General features: G+C 69.0%; 18 protein-coding genes and 1 pseudogene. 12 read left to right on the top strand and 7 right to left on the bottom strand.

Going from position 1 to position 15,702, the window contains the following annotated elements:
* The first annotated feature begins 13 nt into the window (after nt 1–13).
* A complete protein-coding gene (locus H9Y04_RS20650; protein WP_187815417.1) occupies nt 14–1,189 on the top strand; it encodes a fumarylacetoacetate hydrolase family protein in 1,176 nt (391 codons plus the stop codon).
* Between the two features lie 97 nt (nt 1,190–1,286).
* On the top strand, nt 1,287–1,607 hold the full coding sequence (locus H9Y04_RS20645) for a VOC family protein (protein ID WP_187815416.1): 321 nt from the start codon (nt 1,287–1,289) through the stop codon (nt 1,605–1,607).
* A gap of 38 nt (nt 1,608–1,645) precedes the next feature.
* On the opposite strand, the gene H9Y04_RS20640 is transcribed toward H9Y04_RS20645, so the two are convergent.
* Complete coding sequence (locus H9Y04_RS20640; protein ID WP_187815415.1) at nt 1,646–2,824, bottom strand: acyl-CoA dehydrogenase family protein; 1,179 nt, start codon at nt 2,822–2,824, stop codon at nt 1,646–1,648.
* A gap of 181 nt (nt 2,825–3,005) precedes the next feature.
* Between H9Y04_RS20640 and H9Y04_RS20635 the strand changes: the two genes are divergently transcribed.
* Both H9Y04_RS20635 and H9Y04_RS20630 read left to right on the top strand, forming a co-directional pair.
* Nucleotides 3,006–3,494: a glutathione peroxidase gene (locus H9Y04_RS20635; RefSeq protein WP_187815414.1), complete on the top strand. Its 489-nt coding sequence runs from the start codon at nt 3,006–3,008 to the stop codon at nt 3,492–3,494.
* Nucleotides 3,495–3,681: 187 nt separating this feature from the next.
* Nucleotides 3,682–4,074, top strand: coding sequence for a DUF3592 domain-containing protein (locus H9Y04_RS20630; protein WP_236071132.1), 393 nt, complete (start codon nt 3,682–3,684; stop codon nt 4,072–4,074).
* A 294-nt stretch (nt 4,075–4,368) separates the two neighbouring features.
* Here H9Y04_RS20630 and H9Y04_RS20625 read toward each other — a convergent pair whose 3' ends face one another.
* Nucleotides 4,369–4,833: a cupin domain-containing protein gene (locus H9Y04_RS20625; protein WP_187815412.1), complete on the bottom strand. Its 465-nt coding sequence runs from the start codon at nt 4,831–4,833 to the stop codon at nt 4,369–4,371.
* A gap of 65 nt (nt 4,834–4,898) precedes the next feature.
* Nucleotides 4,899–5,486 carry an SMI1/KNR4 family protein gene (locus tag H9Y04_RS20620; RefSeq protein WP_187815411.1) on the bottom strand — a complete coding sequence of 196 codons (588 nt, stop codon included), beginning with the start codon at nt 5,484–5,486 and terminating at the stop codon, nt 4,899–4,901.
* A 143-nt stretch (nt 5,487–5,629) separates the two neighbouring features.
* On the opposite strand from H9Y04_RS20620, the gene H9Y04_RS20615 reads away from it, so the two are divergent.
* Both H9Y04_RS20615 and H9Y04_RS20610 read left to right on the top strand, forming a co-directional pair.
* The gene (locus tag H9Y04_RS20615) at nt 5,630–6,166 is read left to right on the top strand and encodes a VOC family protein (RefSeq protein WP_187815410.1); all 537 of its coding nucleotides are present in this window, start codon (nt 5,630–5,632) and stop codon (nt 6,164–6,166) included.
* Nucleotides 6,167–6,173: 7 nt separating this feature from the next.
* On the top strand, nt 6,174–6,857 hold the full coding sequence (locus H9Y04_RS20610) for an HAD family hydrolase (RefSeq protein WP_187815409.1): 684 nt from the start codon (nt 6,174–6,176) through the stop codon (nt 6,855–6,857).
* 49 nt (nt 6,858–6,906) lie between these two features.
* Here the strand turns inward: H9Y04_RS20610 and H9Y04_RS46865 are convergent.
* Nucleotides 6,907–6,984 (bottom strand): annotated as a pseudogene (locus H9Y04_RS46865) (DUF4177 domain-containing protein); the annotation flags it as partial.
* 243 nt (nt 6,985–7,227) lie between these two features.
* On the opposite strand from H9Y04_RS46865, the gene H9Y04_RS20605 reads away from it, so the two are divergent.
* Nucleotides 7,228–7,767, top strand: coding sequence for a hypothetical protein (locus H9Y04_RS20605; protein WP_187815408.1), 540 nt, complete (start codon nt 7,228–7,230; stop codon nt 7,765–7,767).
* A gap of 9 nt (nt 7,768–7,776) precedes the next feature.
* Here H9Y04_RS20605 and H9Y04_RS20600 read toward each other — a convergent pair whose 3' ends face one another.
* Nucleotides 7,777–8,436, bottom strand: coding sequence for a class I SAM-dependent methyltransferase (locus H9Y04_RS20600; RefSeq protein ID WP_187815407.1), 660 nt, complete (start codon nt 8,434–8,436; stop codon nt 7,777–7,779).
* Between the two features lie 125 nt (nt 8,437–8,561).
* Nucleotides 8,562–9,788, bottom strand: a complete 1,227-nt coding sequence (locus H9Y04_RS20595) for an acyl-CoA dehydrogenase family protein (protein WP_187815406.1) — start codon at nt 9,786–9,788, stop codon at nt 8,562–8,564.
* Between the two features lie 179 nt (nt 9,789–9,967).
* On the opposite strand from H9Y04_RS20595, the gene H9Y04_RS20590 reads away from it, so the two are divergent.
* The gene (locus tag H9Y04_RS20590; protein WP_187815405.1) at nt 9,968–10,612 is read left to right on the top strand and encodes a TetR/AcrR family transcriptional regulator; all 645 of its coding nucleotides are present in this window, start codon (nt 9,968–9,970) and stop codon (nt 10,610–10,612) included.
* Nucleotides 10,613–10,713: 101 nt separating this feature from the next.
* Here H9Y04_RS20590 and def read toward each other — a convergent pair whose 3' ends face one another.
* Entirely contained in the window at nt 10,714–11,250 is a 537-nt protein-coding gene (gene def / locus H9Y04_RS20585; RefSeq protein ID WP_187815404.1) for a peptide deformylase, read from the bottom strand.
* A 147-nt stretch (nt 11,251–11,397) separates the two neighbouring features.
* Between def and H9Y04_RS20580 the strand changes: the two genes are divergently transcribed.
* The 4 genes from H9Y04_RS20580 to H9Y04_RS20565 all read left to right on the top strand — a co-directional run bounded on the left by H9Y04_RS20580 (nt 11,398) and on the right by H9Y04_RS20565 (nt 15,623).
* Nucleotides 11,398–12,645: a Mur ligase family protein gene (locus H9Y04_RS20580; RefSeq protein ID WP_187815403.1), complete on the top strand. Its 1,248-nt coding sequence runs from the start codon at nt 11,398–11,400 to the stop codon at nt 12,643–12,645.
* A gap of 20 nt (nt 12,646–12,665) precedes the next feature.
* The gene (locus H9Y04_RS20575) at nt 12,666–13,394 is read left to right on the top strand and encodes a type 1 glutamine amidotransferase (RefSeq protein ID WP_187815402.1); all 729 of its coding nucleotides are present in this window, start codon (nt 12,666–12,668) and stop codon (nt 13,392–13,394) included.
* A gap of 144 nt (nt 13,395–13,538) precedes the next feature.
* Nucleotides 13,539–14,564, top strand: coding sequence for a 6-phosphofructokinase (locus H9Y04_RS20570; RefSeq protein WP_187815401.1), 1,026 nt, complete (start codon nt 13,539–13,541; stop codon nt 14,562–14,564).
* Between the two features lie 99 nt (nt 14,565–14,663).
* Nucleotides 14,664–15,623 carry a cytochrome c oxidase assembly protein gene (locus tag H9Y04_RS20565; RefSeq protein ID WP_187815400.1) on the top strand — a complete coding sequence of 320 codons (960 nt, stop codon included), beginning with the start codon at nt 14,664–14,666 and terminating at the stop codon, nt 15,621–15,623.
* The last annotated feature ends 79 nt before the right edge of the window (nt 15,624–15,702 follow it).

Below are 15,702 nucleotides of genomic sequence, written 5' to 3'. Positions count from 1 at the left end.
CTTGGAGCGCCGTATGCCCCTCACGCCCGAATCCGTATTGCCGGTCGATGCCTCGAGCGCCTTGCTCATCGCCCGCGTTCACGAACCCGAATGGGACGGACCGTGCGTGGCCGCCGTCCGCGACGGCCACGCCGTGGACCTCACCGCACACGCCCCCACCGTTTCCGACCTCCTGGAGCGCGAGGACGCCTGCCGCATCGTCCGCGAAGCCGAGGGCGGCCGCAGCCGGCCGCTCGACGAGCTGCTCGCGGCCACGGCCGCCGGTCGGCGGGACGTACCGCATCTCCTCGCACCCGTCGACCTCCAGGTCATCAAGGCGGCCGGCGTGACCTTCGCGGAGAGTCTGATGGAACGCGTCATCGAGGAGCGGACCGGCGGCGACCCGTCCCTGGCCGCCCGCACCCGGGAGCGGCTCGCCGCCTCCGTGGGACCGGTGACCGCGGTACGGCCCGGATCGCCGGAGGCCGAGAAGGCCAAGGCCATCCTTCAGACCGAGGGCCTCTGGTCGCAGTACCTGGAGGTGGGCATCGGCCCCGACCCGGAGGTGTTCACCAAGGCCCCCGTCCTCTCGGCGGTGGGCACCGGCGCCCACATCGGCGTGCTCGCCTCGTCCGTATGGAACAACCCGGAGCCGGAGGCCGTCCTCGCGGTGGACTCCCGGGGCCGCGTGCGCGGCGCACTGCTCGGCAACGACGTCAACCTCCGCGACATCGAGGGCCGCAGCGCCCTCCTGCTCCCCCGCGCCAAGGACAACAACGCGTCCTGCGCCCTCGGCCCTTTCCTGCGCCTGTTCGACGATGAAGGCGGTGGCAACGGGTTCTGCCTGGACGACGTACGGGGGATGGAGATCGACCTGGAGGTGCGGGGCACGGACGGCTACGTCCTGCACGGCAGCAGCTCGATGCGCCGGATCAGCCGCGACGTCCTCGACCTCGTGTCGTCCGTACATGGCGCCCACCACCAACACCCCGACGGCTTCGTCCTGTTCACGGGAACCCTGTTCGCACCGACCAAGGACCGCGACGCACCAGGCGAAGGCTTCACCCACCACGAGGGCGACGTGGTCCGCATCTCCAGCCCCCGCCTGGGCGCCCTCGTCAACACGGTCACCACCAGCGAGACGGCACCCCCGTGGGAGTACGGCCTGCGCCATCTCATGCGCAGCCTGGCGCACAGAGGTGTGTTGTGACCGAGGCCTCCGTGCGGTCCCGTATTCAGCTGTCCTGCCCCATCCTGGTCCTGGACGTGGAGCGGCACGACGCCAATGCTGTCGATCATCGCGGGACGTGTACATCGACTTCTACGTCAACAAGCTCGGCTTCGAGCTCCGCTTCGACAAGGAAGTCACGCCGGGACTGCGCTGGATAGAGGTCGGTCTGCCGGGCCGGCACGCCAACATCGGCATCCTGTCCGCGGCCGCCACCCCGGACAGGCCCGCCGTGACGAACTGGGCCACTCTGCACACCACCGACCTCGCCACGACGCGCGCGGAACTGCTCACGCGCGACGTCGAGGTCGGCGAACCGGTCTCCGCACCCTGGGGCCCCTTCGCGATGGTGACCGACCCCGAGGGCAACCAGATCATCCTGGCCGAGGTCCCGCTGTAGCGGGACCTCGCGCGCCCTCTGGGCGGACCCCCCCAGCCTCAGCGCCGTACGCGCGGCATCCCCAACCCGATCCAGGAGATGATCTCCCGCTGGATCTCGTTGTTGCCGCCGCCGAAGGTGAAGATCACCGCGCTGCGGTAGCCCCGCTCCAGCTCGCCGTGGAGCACCGCTCCCGCCGAGCCCTCCTTCAGCGGGCCGGCCGAGCCCACGACCTCCATCAGCCAGGCGTACGCGTCCCGGCGCGCCTCCGATCCGTACACCTTCACGGCCGAGGCGTCCTGGGGCGTGAGCGTGCCGTTCTGGACGGCGTTCACCATCTGCCAGTTGAGCAGCTTCATCGCGTCGAGCTTGGTGTGCGTCATGGCGAGCCGCTTGCGCACCCAGCCGAGGTCGAGCACGCGCCGTCCGTCGGCGAGCTTGGTCTCCTCGGCCCACTTCTGCACGTTGTGCAGCGCGCGGATCGCCATGGTGCCGTGCGCCGCGAGGGTGACCCGCTCATGGTTGAGCTGATTCGTGATCAGCCGCCATCCCTTGTTCTCCTCCCCCACACGCCTGCTCACCGGCACCCGGATGTTCTCGTAGTAGCTGGCCGTGGTGTCGTGCGAGGCAAGGGTGTTGATGATGGTGCAGGTGTAACCGGGGTCTGAGGTCGGCACCAGCAGCATCGTGATGCCCTTGTGCGGCGGAGCGTCCGGGTCGGTCCGCACCGCGAGCCACACCCAGTCCGCGGTGTCGCCGTTCGTCGTCCAGATCTTCTGTCCGTTGACGACGTACTCGTCGCCCTCCCGGACGGCCCGCGTCTTCAGCGCGGCCAGATCGGTGCCGGCATCCGGCTCGCTGTACCCGATCGCGAAGTCGATCTCCCCGGAGAGAATCTTCGGCAGGAAGTACGACTTCTGCTCATCGGTCCCGAACTGCATGATCGTGGGCCCGACGGTGTTCAGCCCCATGATGGGCAGCGGCACACCGGCCTGCGCGGCCTCGTCGAAGAAGATGAACTGCTCCATGGGCGTCAGCCCACGCCCCCCGTACTCCTCGGGCCAGCTGACTCCAAGCCATCCGTCGCTGCCGAGCCGCCGGATGGTCTCGCGGTAGAACCGCTTCTGTTCGGCCGGGTCCTCGTAACGGCTGTACGCGTTGTCCGGCACCAGCTCGGCGAAGTACGCACGCAGCTCGGCGCGCAACTGCTGCTGCTCAGGCGTGTATTCGAGGTGCACGGCCCCTCCTGGCTCTGGCGGTCCTTGGCGGCGCACACAGTAGAACTTGTTTCAGTAATGCGGAAGAGACAGCGACATACGGGCTGCCGGAACCGCGCCCGTCACGCTGCGTAGGATGCGAAGAGCACCAGCCCCACCAGGGACATGCCCCTCATTCCATGCCCCCTCACGAGGAGTTCCGATGAGCCTGTACGACATCCCGCTGCGCACCCTCCACGGCACGGACACCACCCTCGCCGACCACAAGGGCAAGGCGGTCCTGATCGTCAACGTGGCCTCGCGCTGCGGCCTCACGCCCCAGTACGAGGGCCTGGAACGCCTCCAGAAGCGCTACGCGGACCGCGGCTTCACGGTCATCGGCGCCCCGTGCAACCAGTTCGGCGCCCAGGAGCCGGGCACGGCCGACGAGATCGACACCTTCTGCTCGACGACGTACGGCGTCACGTTCCCCCTCCTGGAGAAGCTCGACGTCAACGGCGCCTCCCGCCACCCGCTGTACACGCAGCTGACGCAGACGGCGGACGCGGAGGGCGAGGCGGGCGACATCCAGTGGAACTTCGAGAAGTTCCTCATCTCCCCCTCGGGCGAGATCCTGAGCCGCTTCCGCCCGCGCACGGAGCCGGAGGCGGACGAGATCGTGACGGCGATCGAGGCGGCGCTGCCGGCCTGACGACCCGGTCAACGGATCGAACCAGGTCGGCCCCGGGGCAGGCGGGACCCGACCGGACGACAGGCCCCGGGCCTTCGCCGGACAGGGTCCCGCCCGCATCGGAGCACGTCAGGCCTGGACAACCGACAGCACTACAGCTCTACCTCGGGAAACACTCATGGACTTCGTCTTCCACATACTCTTTCCGTTGCTCATCCTGCTGATGCTGTGGGGCGGCTACGCCATCGTCCGCAGGACCGGGCAGCGGCGCAGAGCATGGGAAAGCGGACTGACCGCGCAGGCCCGGGTCGTGCGGGCCTACGTCCGCGTGCAGACGATCAACGACGTGCCCCGCCGGATCCAGTACCACGAATACGACTTCACGGCCGACGGTCGCGCGGTGCGCTTCACCGAGGCGGGCGGACCGCCGAGCAGGGCGGTCGGGGACGAAACGCTCGTCTACTACGCGAGCGAGGATCCGGAGAGCGCCACGGCCTCGGAGCCTTCCCCCGGACGGGACATGGCCGGTGCGGTGATCGGTCTCGTCGCCCTCACCGCCGGCGTGATCATCGCCGTCAACGTCATGATCACGTACGGCTGAGACAGCCTGCCGGGACGAGAACGCATCCCCCGAGCAACCAATTCAAGGTCATCGGCCTCTTTCTCCATGGCGGACTTGGCCCGCAAACCGAGCACGCACCGCCCCTGGATGCCCGACGACGCAGGGCGCCACCTCGACGCTGCACTGGAAAACGTTGCCAAGGTGATCGAAAGGCACTGGGGATGACCACACCGACCCCGAGCAACTGCCCCATCTGCAATGGCCCGATGCCCTGCCTGAAGCACTTCAGCGCAAGCGGGCCTCTCGCGGAACCCGACACACCCCTCGCCGGCGCTACTTACGCACAAACGTCTCCAACGCCTGGGCGAGATGAGGGAGTTCGTCGAGCACGGCGGACGTCGCGTACTCATGATCGGCGTAGTCGAATCCCGGCGTGACGACCTCCGCGACCAGCGCATGGCGCGCGCCGTCGACGAGGTGGCTCGCCTTCCACCAGCCGCCCGGCACCGGCAGGAAAAGGGCTGTGCCCCCGAGCCGGGTCCGGTTCAGCGCGCCGCCCGGGTCCACCGTCACGTATTCGACCGGCCCGCCGTCCAGCAGGAAGTGCAGGATGTCGCTGCGGTTGCGGTGCAGTAGCCCGGCGGGCCGGGATGCGTCGAGCAGGTAGTAGATCGAACTGGCCGAGGGGCGTTCGCCCTGCGGCGCTTGAGTGGTGTGCGGACTCGTATAGATCCGCCGGAAGTAACCGCCTTCACCGTGCGGCTCCAGCTCGAGTTCCCTGCGCCAGTCGTGCGGCATGTGCGTGACTCCCTCCGCCCCAGGTCGGGCTCATGTCATGATCATGGATCCGCGCCGAGGCCTGGTCACGGGTTGTCCGGTACCTCGATGACGAGACCCTCCGTTACCCCGGGACCGACCCACGATTCCTCCGACAGCTTCAGCGAATCGATGACTTCGGCCCCGTCCCGCCCCGTCCAGGTCTGCCCCCGCAACCAGGACTCGAGCCACTGCGGGAAGGTCAGATCCAGCTTGTGCCGGTCGCCCTCCTCCCACCACCACATCTGCCCGTCAGGGTGCCGGCAGTCCAGCAGGAACCACTGGGCACATCCCATGTCACAGAAGAACAGCACTCCGGCGGGCGGTGGTGGCGGGATCTCCGGGTCCAACTCTTCCGTGAGGTATTCGACATAGGCGTTGAGCATTCCCATAGGTTCGTCCTCATCCTGAAGCGCGGAAATGCCATCGAACGGGCCGATTCCACCGTCGCCTATTTCGAGATAGATGCGCCGCAGCAGAGGCGGCATGGGGCAGCCCACTATGCGCTCGAATACCTCGACCTCCGCGAGGGCGGCAGGACCGGGCAGCGCGTCGCGGTGGGGGCTGTCGGCCGGCCTCCCCTCCCTCACCCGGGCCAGGACGGCATCGAACAGCTCGTCATCCGTCATGCGCATGTGCACGCTCCATTTCATCGAAGCACGCATTCTCCAGCGCCCCACTGACAGTCACCGGGACCCATCCCCTCATCTAGGCCAAGAACAGACCTAGTTGCCTCCTACGCTCGAAGCATCCGGTCCACAGCAGCGGAAGGATCACCATGCCCGAGCAGACACACACGACCCCCCACGGCTACACCACCGTCGCCCCCTGGGTCGTCACCGATGACACCGGGGCCTTTCTCGACTACGTCGCCGAGGTGTTCGGGGGTGAGGAGTTGGGACGGGTGCTGACCGAGGACGGGCTCGTCGGGCACGGGGAGATCCGGGTCGGTGACACCGTCGTCCTCGCCTTCGACCGGCGCGAGGACTGGCCCGTCATGCCGAGCCTGCTGCGCGTATTCGTGGCCGACGCGGACGCGGCGTTCGCGCGCGCGGTCGCCGCCGGCGGGCAGGTCGTGACCGCCCTGTCGGACAGCGCCTTCGGGCAGCGCGGCGGGCGGATCAAGGACCCGTTCGGCAACGTCTGGTGGGTGGTCTGCCATGTGGAGGACGTCCCCGAGGAGGAGATCTGGAAGCGCCTCCAGGAGCCCGTGTACGCCGAAGGCATGCGCATCGCCCAGGAGACGCTCGACGCCGAGCTCAGCGGGCGCCGTGACGGACGCAGCAGCGCCCCCGTCAGGGGTGACCTGGCATGATCCAGGCATGATCCAAGAACCGGGGCGGGGCCGCTTCACCCACGTACTCTTCGACGTCGACGGCACCCTGATCGACGCCGTGAGCAACCAGCGCCAGGTGTGGGCCGGTTGGGCTCAGCGCTACGGGCTCGACGGGGACGAGGTCTACCGGGTCGCGCTGCGGACGCGGCCGGTGGAAACGTTCGCCGAGGTCGCGCCGGGGCGCGATGCGCAGGAATGTCTGGCCTTGCTGCACGAGCTGGAGGACGAGGACGTCCGCTCCGGGGATTACGGCGCGTTCGACGGGGCGGGCGAGCTGCTGCGTGCGCTGCCCGCCGGTTCCTGGGCCCTGGTGACCTCGAACTACGAGCACCGGGTGCGCGGCCGCTTCCAGCGCACCGGACTGCCCCTGCCGGACGTCCTCGTCGACGCGGCCGCCGTCGACGAGGGCAAGCCCTCCCCCGTCCCGTATCTCCGGGCCGCCGAGCTGCTCGGCGCCGCACCGGAGGAGTGCCTGGTGATCGAGGACGCCCCGTCAGGGGTACGGTCCGGTCTCGCGGCCGGGATGACGGTGTGGGGCGTCAACACAGACGTCGCCGTCGACGGTGTGCACCGCCACTTCCCGCGCCTGCGCGACGCGGTCCCCCACATCCTGGCCGCGACAGCCGGCCCGCCCCGGCAGCACTCCGCACTCGGGCAGCAGGCCTCTTGACGAACACGGCGATCTCGATGGCCTGCCCCGCGCCCCAGCTCGGCGCCATGGTGCTGACGGCCTCCCAGCCCTCACGCCCCAGCTCGTTGAGATCCCGCTCGATCTGCTCGTAGTCGAACGCCTTCATGCCGAGCTTGTACTTCAGCACTTTGTGCTCCCACCGCATGCTCATGATGGGGCCCCTTCACCGACTCCGACCGATCCCGACGGACGCTACCCACGGGTCTGGGGCACCGCATCTCGCGCCGGACGCGCTCGGGTGGCCAAAGCTGCCCACCACCATCGACGCAGCGTTGCCCATCACAGCGAAGACCGTCGATCATTTCCTCATGAGACCCGAAGCCGAGAGGTTCCTCGCCGGAGGTATCCGATGACCACTGTCGCCCAGCTCCGTAAGGCCGCTCTCGGGCTTCCCGAAGTGGAGGAGGGTACGCATTTCGGGATGGTGTCCTTCGCCGTACGCGGGAAGGGCTTCGCCTCCGTCACCAAGGAAGGGGATGTGCAGGTGCAGCTCCCGGACGCGGCCGTCGATGAGGCCCTTGCCGCGCATCCCAGCGGGGAGCGCCTCGAGCGCTTGGGGAAGCCGATCGGCTTCCGCGTCCCGTTGAAGGACATCAACGGCAAGGATCTCAACGCCCTCGTATACGCCTCCTGGGCGCACCGCGCCCCGAAGCGCCTCGCCGCCGCACTCGCCGACGCGCAGATCGCCGCGGAAGGTCCGGTCGGAGACCTTCCCGCGACCATCGGCAAGCCGGCGACGCGGGCACTGCTCGGTGCGGGCATCACCGGCCTGGAGGACGTGGCCCGGCATTCGGCCGCGGAGCTCCTCGCCCTGCACGGCGTCGGTCCGAAGGCGGTCAGAATCCTCGGCGAGGAGCTACGGGCGCGCGGGCTCGACTTCCAGGCCTGACCCTGGCACCTAACTCGCGGCGGGCTTACGGAAGATGAGGAATCCCTGCGGAGTCTTCTCCGGGAACGGGCCGTCGAGTTCCCGCTGTTTGACCAGCCGCATCCGCTCCTCGAACCCGGCGTCGCGCAGCCGCTCGGCCACCGCATCCGGCGTGCGGCGGTGGAACGTGAGGTCGAAGGTGTGCCCGAGCGCCTCGGTGAGCTGCAGGGGCTCCTCGCCGATCTGGAAGCCGAGAAGGAAGTGACCACCCGGCTTCAGTACGCGATGGAACTCGGCGAACACGTCCGGCAGTTGGCCGTCGGGGACGTGGATGACGGAGTACCAGGCGAGCGCCGAGCCGAGGGACTCGTCCGGAAGGTCGAGCGCGGTCATCGAGCCCTCGACGAAGCGCAGTTCGGGGTGCCGCTTGCGTGCGGCGGCCAGCATGCCCGGGGACAGGTCGATCCCGAAGACGTCGGCACCGAGCCCCGCGAGGTGCGCGGTGACCCGGCCGGTGCCGCACCCGACGTCCGCCATCGGGCCCTGACCGGCGGCGAGTTCGGCGAAGCAGGCCAGCACGGAACGCTCCACCGGCTTGACGGCGAGCTCGTCCGCCGCCCATTCCGCGTAGTCGGCCGAGATGGTGTCGTACGAGTCTCTGGTCGTGGCCAGGAAGCCCGGTTCAGTCATGGGGCAGGACCCTATCGACGGCGGGACCCCACTCGGCCAGGGGGTCCCGCGTCAATGTTTCACGTGCAACATCCGCCCATACGGGAAGATTGTCTGACTAGGCGTCGGGGCGACGCCTCTGCGGCCTAGCGGATCGGCATCCCCGACAGCGTGCGGGCGATCACCAGGCGCTGGATCTCGCTCGTGCCTTCGAAGATGGTGTAGATCGCGGCATCGCGGTGCATCCGCTCCACCGGGTACTCGCGTGTGAAGCCGTTGCCGCCGAGGATCTGGATGGCCTGGCCCGTGACCTTCTTGGCCGTCTCGCTCGCGTAGAGCTTGGACATCGAGCCCTCGGCGTTCTCGAACTTCTTGCCGGTGGTCGCCATCCAGGACGCGCGCCATACGAGAAGGCGGGCGGCGTCGATCTGCGTACGCATGTCCGCGAGCTGGAACGCGACGCCCTGGTTGTCGATGATCGGGCGGCCGAACTGCGAGCGGGTCTTGGCGTATTCGAGGGCCTCCTCGTACGCGGCGCGGGCCGTACCGACCGCCATGGCGCCGACGGCCGGGCGGGAGGCCTCGAAGGTGGCCATGGCCGCGTTCTTCACGCGCTCGCCGCCGCTCTTGGCGCGCTCACGGGCACGGGCGAGGCGCTCGTCGAGCTTCTCCTTGCCGCCGAGCAGGCAGTGGCCGGGGACGCGGACGTTCTCCAGGACGACCTCGGCGGTGTGCGAGGCGCGGATGCCGTGCTTCTTGAACTTCTGGCCCTGGGAGAGGCCGGGGGTGTTCGGCGGGACGATGAAGGAGGCGTGCCCCTTCGAGCCGAGCTCGGGGTCGACGACCGCGACGACGACGTGGACGCTCGCGATACCGCCGTTGGTCGCCCAGGTCTTGGTGCCGTTGAGGACCCACTCGTCCTTGGCCTCGTCGTAGACGGCACGGGTGCGCATGGCAGCCACGTCGGAGCCCGCGTCGGGCTCGGAGGAGCAGAACGCGGCGACCTTCACGTCGTTGGCGTCGCCGTACATCTGCGGGACCCAGGTGCCGATCTGCTCCTCGGTGCCGTTGGCGAGCACGCCGACCGCGGCGAGGCCCGTGCCGACGATCGAAAGCGCGATGCCGGCGTCGCCCCAGAAGAGCTCCTCCATCGTCATCGGGATGCCGAGCCCGGTCGGGTCGAAGAACTGCTGGGCGTAGAAGTCGAGCGAGTAGATGCCGAGCTTGGCGGCTTCCTGGATGACGGGCCAGGGGGTTTCCTCGCGCTCGTCCCACTCGGCGGCCGCGGGGCGGATCACGTCGGCGGCGAACCCGTGGAGCCAGTCCCTGACCTCCTTCTGCTCGTCGTTCAGCTCCATGGTGAACTCGGCCATGACCCCTCCAGCGCTGCACTGCCCAGGCTGCACTGCCCAGAACGTTGTTACTTGCGGTAACGAGAGTCTGTTACTCGCGAGTAAGTGATGTCAACTCCCGGCAGCCAGTTCGATGCCGGGGTACCCCGGAGTGTTACGTTGCGCGTGCGTTACCGAATCTGCACGGGCGGGGAGTAACTATGGAGACCACTGGGCGGACCGATCAAGAGCGGTCGGCCGACCGACGCCGCCGGGAGCTGCTCGAGGCAGCCGATCGCGTCGTGCTGCGCGATGGTCCCGGTGCCTCCATGAACGCCATCGCCGCCGAGGCGGGCATCACCAAGCCGATTCTCTACCGGCACTTCGGCGACAAGGGCGGACTGTACAAGGCTCTCGCCGTACGGCATACCGATGCGCTGCTCGATGCGCTGCGTGCGGCGCTCGACGCCCCGGCCGAGCGGCGCGAACGCGTCGAGGCCACGCTCGACACGTATCTCGCCGCGATCGAGGCGAACCCGCAGGTGTACCGCTTCCTCATGCACCCCGCCGAAGGCACGTCGGGGGGCGAGGCCGGATTCGACGTGGGGCTGCACTCGGCTCCGCTGCTGCGGCGGCTCGGTGAGGAGCTCGCGAAGGTGATCGAGGAGCGGGTGGATCTCGGGCCCGAGAGTGCGCTCCTTGCGCGCGTGTGGGGGCATGGGATCGTCGGGATGATGCATGCCGCCGGGGACTGGTGGCTGGGGGAACGGCCTTGTTCGCGGGCGCAGTTGGTGCAGTCGCTTGCGGATTTGCTGTGGGGGCGGCTGGCTGCTGCGGGGGACCGCGTGGGCGGGCCCGGCTTCTAGTCCGTACGACTCCATGGGTGGGGGCTCAAGCTGCGGCGGCATAGCCGTCGGTGTGCCGCGCCCACCCGTGCCGCCCTGCGGCACGACTGCCCGCTACCGGTTCAGGACCACGACGCCCGTCGTGCCTGGCGCAGGACGCGGCCGCGGCGGAAGCGGTCGAGGCGTTGGGGGTAGACCATGCCGTCCAGGTGGTCGCACTCGTGCTGGAGACAGCGGGCGAAGAAGCCCGTGCCCTGGATACGGACCGCTTCCCCGTGCCGGTCGACGCCCTCCACCACCGCGTAGTCAAAACGGGGTGTGCCCGCTTCCAGGCCCGGCAGCGACAGGCAACCCTCCGATCCGCGGACCGTGACGCCCCCGGTCTCGATGAGCTTCGGGTTGACGACATGGCCGAGGTGGCGGTTGTCCTCGTCGTCCGGGCAGTCGAAGACGAACACCCGCAGGCCGACACCGACCTGGTTGGCCGCGAGACCCACACCCGGCGCCGCGTACATCGTCGCGAACATGTCCTCGATCAGCCGGTCGAGCTCGGGCCCGAACTCGGTGACGTCTGTGCAGGGTGTGTGCAGAACCGGATCGCCGAGCAGAGTCATCGGCCGTACGCGTCCCGAGCTGCCCGGGATGGAACCATGTCGCATCCCGTAAGCGTACGTTTCGGGGAAGACGGGCGGCGCGCCGCGTTCCTGGTGGTGGCGCCGTGCAGGGCCGCAGATGGATCTCGGTAGGCTGGCCCGGACCAGTGCCGAGGGCAGGCGCGGCGCCGGATGCGTAGGAGGAGCAGGACGATGGCAGGACACCCAGGCAGCGCGGAGCCGCTGTCGCCCCGGTCGAAGCTCGCCGTGACGGCAGGCAAGGCGGCCGCGGCGGTCTCGCGTGCCGCGGGCCGTGGCAGCGGATCGGTGATCGGCGGCCGGGTGGCTCTCAAGCTCGACCCCGACCTCCTGAGCCGGCTCGCCACGCACCTCGATGTGGTGCTCGTCTCGGCGACCAACGGCAAGACCACCACGACGCGCCTGATCGCGGAGGCGCTCGGCGCCGCCGGTCCGGTGGTGTCCAACGCGCTCGGCGCGAACATGCCCGCGGGCATCACCTCCGCCCTGGCCGGCGGTTCGGACGCGAAGTTCGGCGTGATCGAGGTCGACGAGAAGTACCTCGCGGGTGTCGCCCGTGATGTCTCGCCGAAGGCCATCGCGTTGCTCAACCTGTCGCGCGACCAGCTCGACCGCGCCGCCGAGACCCGGATGCTGGCCGAGAAGTGGCGCGAGGGCCTGTCCGGTTCGAAGGCCGTGGTCGTCGCCAACGCCGACGACCCGCTGGTCGTATGGGCCGCCTCCTCCTCGCCGAACGTCGTGTGGGTCGCGGCCGGCCAGGAGTGGAAGGACGACGCCTGGTCGTGCCCCTCCTGCGGTGGTGTGATGCAGCGGCCGGGCGACGACTGGTTCTGCGGCGAGTGCGGCTTCCGCCGTCCGCAGCCGAGCTGGGCGCTGTCCGGTGACTATGTGCTCGACCCGCATGGTTCCGCCTGGCCGATCCACCTCCAGCTGCCGGGCCGTGCCAACAAGGCCAACGCCGCGAGCTCCGCCGCCGTCGCCGCCGTGTTCGGTGTGCCGCCGCAGGTCGCCCTGGAGCGGATGTATCAGGTCCAGGCGGTCGCGGGCCGCTACGACGTGGTGAACTTCCTCGGCCGTGACGTACGGCTGCTGCTCGCGAAGAACCCGGCCGGCTGGCTCGAGACGTTCTCGCTGATCGACCCGCCGCCGACCCCGGTGATCCTCTCGGTGAACGCGCGCGGCGCCGACGGCACCGACACCTCCTGGCTGTGGGACGTCGACTACACGCGCCTGGCCGGCCACCCGATCTTCGTGATCGGTGACCGCCGGCTCGACCTCGCGGTGCGCCTCGAGGTCGCGGGCCTCGACTTCCGTGTCTGCGAGACCGTCGACGAGGCCGTGCAGATGGCGCCGCCCGGACGGATCGAGCTGATCGCCAACTACACCGCCTTCCAGGACGTACGCCGCCGCGTCGGCAACTGACCGCTTAAGGACTGACGAACATGAGCGACAACAGCCTGCGCCTGGTGTGGGTCTACCCGGACCTCCTGAGCACCTACGGAGACCAGGGCAACGCCCTCGTCGTCGAGCGCCGCGCCCGTCAGCGCGGTCTCAACGTCGAGCGCTACGACGTACGCAGCGACCAGCCGGTGCCCACCTCCGGCGACATCTACCTGATCGGCGGCGGCGAGGACCGGCCGCAGCGACTGGCCGCCGAACGGCTGCGCCGCGACGGCAATCTGCACCGGGCCGCGTCCAACGGCGCGATCATCTTCTCGGTCTGCGCCGGCTACCAGATCCTCGGCCACGAGTTCATCAACGACCTCGGCCAGCGCGAGCCCGGCCTCGGTCTGCTCGATGTGATCTCCACCCGTGGCGAGGGCGAGCGCTGCGTCGGCGACGTGCTCGCCGACATCGACGCACCGCTCGGACTCCCCCAGCTGACCGGGTTCGAGAACCACCAGGGCATCACGCACCTCGGCCCGTCCGCGAAGCCTTTCGCGCACGTGCGGCTCGGCAAGGGCAACGGCACCGGCGACGGCACCGAAGGCGCGTACAACGACACCGTTTTCGGGACGTACATGCACGGACCGGTGCTCGCCCGCAACCCGCAGATCGCGGATCTGCTGCTCAAGCTGGCGCTCGACGTGAACGCGCTGCCGCCGACCGACGACCGCTGGTACGAGGCGCTGCGCGCCGAGCGCATCGCGGCCGCGACGCAGCCCGCCTGACAGCGAGTTGATTCGTAGGGAACTCCAAGGTCCGCTCTGCGGACCCGATTCGGCCCCGTCACTTCCCACTAGTAGGGTGACGGGGTCTTGTCGTCCGGACAGCGTGGTCCGGTCATCCGTCCACGTTGCAAAGGTTCTTGGGCCATGCGTATTGGTGTCCTCACCTCCGGCGGCGACTGCCCCGGCCTGAACGCGGTGATCCGCTCGGTCGTGCACCGCGCCGTCGTCGACCATGGCGATGAGGTCATCGGCTTCCACGATGGGTGGAAGGGCCTCCTCGAGTGCGACTACCGCAAGCTCGATCTGGACGCGGTCAGCGGCATTCTCGCCCGCGGCGGCACCATCCTCGGCTCCTCCCGCGTCCGTCCCGAGCATCTGCGGGACGGCGTCGAGCGGGCCAAGGGCCACCTGGCCGATCTCGGCCTGGACGCCATCATCCCGATCGGCGGCGAAGGCACGCTCAAGGCGGCCCGTCTGCTGTCCGACAACGGACTGCCCATCGTGGGCGTGCCGAAGACCATCGACAACGACATCGCGGTCACCGATGTCACCTTCGGATTCGACACCGCGGTGGGCGTCGCGACCGAGGCGCTCGACCGTCTCAAGACCACCGCCGAGTCCCACCAGCGCGTCCTGATCGTCGAGGTCATGGGCCGGCACACCGGCTGGATCGCGCTCAACTCCGGTATGGCGGCCGGTGCGCACGCCATCGTGGTGCCCGAGCGGCCCTTCGACATCGAGGAGTTGACGGCGCGCGTCGGCGCCCGTTTCGAGGCCGGCAAGAAGTTTGCGATCGTGGTCGCCGCCGAGGGCGCCAAGCCGCGTGCGGGCACGATGGAGTACGACGAGGGCGGCAAGGACATCTACGGCCATGAGCGGTTCGCCGGGATCGCCCGCCAGCTCTCCATCGAGCTGGAGCACCGCCTCGGCAAGGAGGCCCGCCCGGTGATCCTCGGCCATGTGCAGCGCGGCGGCACCCCCACCGCGTACGACCGCGTCCTCGCCACCCGCTTCGGCTGGCATGCCGTGGAGGCCGTGCACCGCGGCGAGTTCGGGATGATGACCGCCCTGCAGGGCACCGACATCATCATGGCGCCGCTCGCGCAGGCCGTCGAGACGCTCAAGACGGTGCCCGAGGAGCGTTACGCCGAGGCGGAGTGCGTGCTCTGACACCCGCCTGTTCGCAGGAGTGACCGCCCCCGGCCGCAGACGCGGCCGGGGGCGGTTCTACTCTGGTGCGGACAACGGGCACGAATCAGGAGCGAGTGGATGGATCACAGCGGACACGGCTCGATGACGGACCTGCCGCCGTTCACGCTGGGAAGAGGTCTGCAGCCGTCGTTCGACGCGTTCTTCGCCATCGGCTGCCTGCTCGCGCTTCTCCTGTACGGGTACGGCGTGGTGCGTCTGGTACGGCGCGGGGACTCGTGGCCCGTCGGCCGTACGGTCTCCTTCGTGATCGGCGTCCTTTCGGTCGCGCTGGTGATGTGCACCAAGCTGAACGACTACGGCATGGTCATGTTCAGCGTGCACATGGTGCAGCACATGGTGATCAGCATGCTGACGCCGATCCTGCTGCTGCTCGGCGCCCCGATCACGCTGGCGCTGCGCGCGCTGCCGGTGTCGGGCACGCGCGGGCGCAAGGGGCCGCGCGAGCTGCTCCTGATGCTGCTGCACAGCCGCTACATGAAGGTGATCACGCATCCCGCGTTCACCATCCCGATGTTCATCGCGAGCCTGTACGCGCTGTACTTCACGCCGCTGTTCGACTTCCTGATGGAGTCCAAGCCCGGCCACATCGCGATGATGGTGCACTTCCTCGCCGTGGGCCTGGTGTTCTTCTGGCCGATCATGGGCGTGGACCCGGGGCCGCACCGGCCCGGCTATGTGATGCGGATGCTGGAGTTGTTCGCGGGCATGCCGTTCCACGCGTTCTTCGGGATCGCGCTGATGATGGCGACCGAGCCGATGATCGGCACGTATATGCACCCGCCGGCCTCGCTGGGCATCGATCCACTGGCCGATCAGGAGGCGGGCGGCGGCATCGCCTGGGCGTTCAGCGAGATCCCCTCGGTGGTGGTGCTCGTGGCGCTGATGTTCCAGTGGCGCAAGTCGGAGGACCGCGAGGCCAAGCGCAAGGACCGTGCCGCCGACCGTGACGGGGACAAGGAGCTTGAGGCGTACAACGCGTATCTGGCGTCGCTCAACGCCCGCAGCCAGCAGTCGTAGGACGGCGTCGCATCTGTCGCAGCACAGCGTCCCACCTGTCGCAGAAAATCCCTCAGCGCGCGGGAACTCCGTCCCCGCG

This window comes from Streptomyces polyasparticus, assembly GCF_014493765.1.
In the GTDB taxonomy this organism is placed as follows: domain Bacteria; phylum Actinomycetota; class Actinomycetes; order Streptomycetales; family Streptomycetaceae; genus Streptomyces; species Streptomyces polyasparticus.
This window is presented reverse-complemented; position numbering and strand designations above follow the sequence as displayed.

Coding starts and splice junctions, on each gene's coding strand:
- H9Y04_RS20650 (WP_187815417.1), top strand. CDS start 14: ATGCCCCTCACGCCCGAATCCGTATTGCCGGTCGATGCCTCGAGCGCC.
- H9Y04_RS20635 (WP_187815414.1), top strand. CDS start 3,006: ATGAGCCTGTACGACATCCCGCTGCGCACCCTCCACGGCACGGACACC.
- H9Y04_RS20625 (WP_187815412.1), bottom strand. CDS start 4,833: ATGCCGCACGACTGGCGCAGGGAACTCGAGCTGGAGCCGCACGGTGAA.
- H9Y04_RS20620 (WP_187815411.1), bottom strand. CDS start 5,486: ATGCGCATGACGGATGACGAGCTGTTCGATGCCGTCCTGGCCCGGGTG.
- H9Y04_RS20615 (WP_187815410.1), top strand. CDS start 5,630: ATGCCCGAGCAGACACACACGACCCCCCACGGCTACACCACCGTCGCC.
- H9Y04_RS20610 (WP_187815409.1), top strand. CDS start 6,174: ATGATCCAAGAACCGGGGCGGGGCCGCTTCACCCACGTACTCTTCGAC.
- H9Y04_RS20605 (WP_187815408.1), top strand. CDS start 7,228: ATGACCACTGTCGCCCAGCTCCGTAAGGCCGCTCTCGGGCTTCCCGAA.
- H9Y04_RS20600 (WP_187815407.1), bottom strand. CDS start 8,436: ATGACTGAACCGGGCTTCCTGGCCACGACCAGAGACTCGTACGACACC.
- H9Y04_RS20595 (WP_187815406.1), bottom strand. CDS start 9,788: ATGGCCGAGTTCACCATGGAGCTGAACGACGAGCAGAAGGAGGTCAGG.
- H9Y04_RS20590 (WP_187815405.1), top strand. CDS start 9,968: ATGGAGACCACTGGGCGGACCGATCAAGAGCGGTCGGCCGACCGACGC.
- def (WP_187815404.1), bottom strand. CDS start 11,250: ATGCGACATGGTTCCATCCCGGGCAGCTCGGGACGCGTACGGCCGATG.
- H9Y04_RS20580 (WP_187815403.1), top strand. CDS start 11,398: ATGGCAGGACACCCAGGCAGCGCGGAGCCGCTGTCGCCCCGGTCGAAG.
- H9Y04_RS20575 (WP_187815402.1), top strand. CDS start 12,666: ATGAGCGACAACAGCCTGCGCCTGGTGTGGGTCTACCCGGACCTCCTG.
- H9Y04_RS20570 (WP_187815401.1), top strand. CDS start 13,539: ATGCGTATTGGTGTCCTCACCTCCGGCGGCGACTGCCCCGGCCTGAAC.
- H9Y04_RS20565 (WP_187815400.1), top strand. CDS start 14,664: ATGGATCACAGCGGACACGGCTCGATGACGGACCTGCCGCCGTTCACG.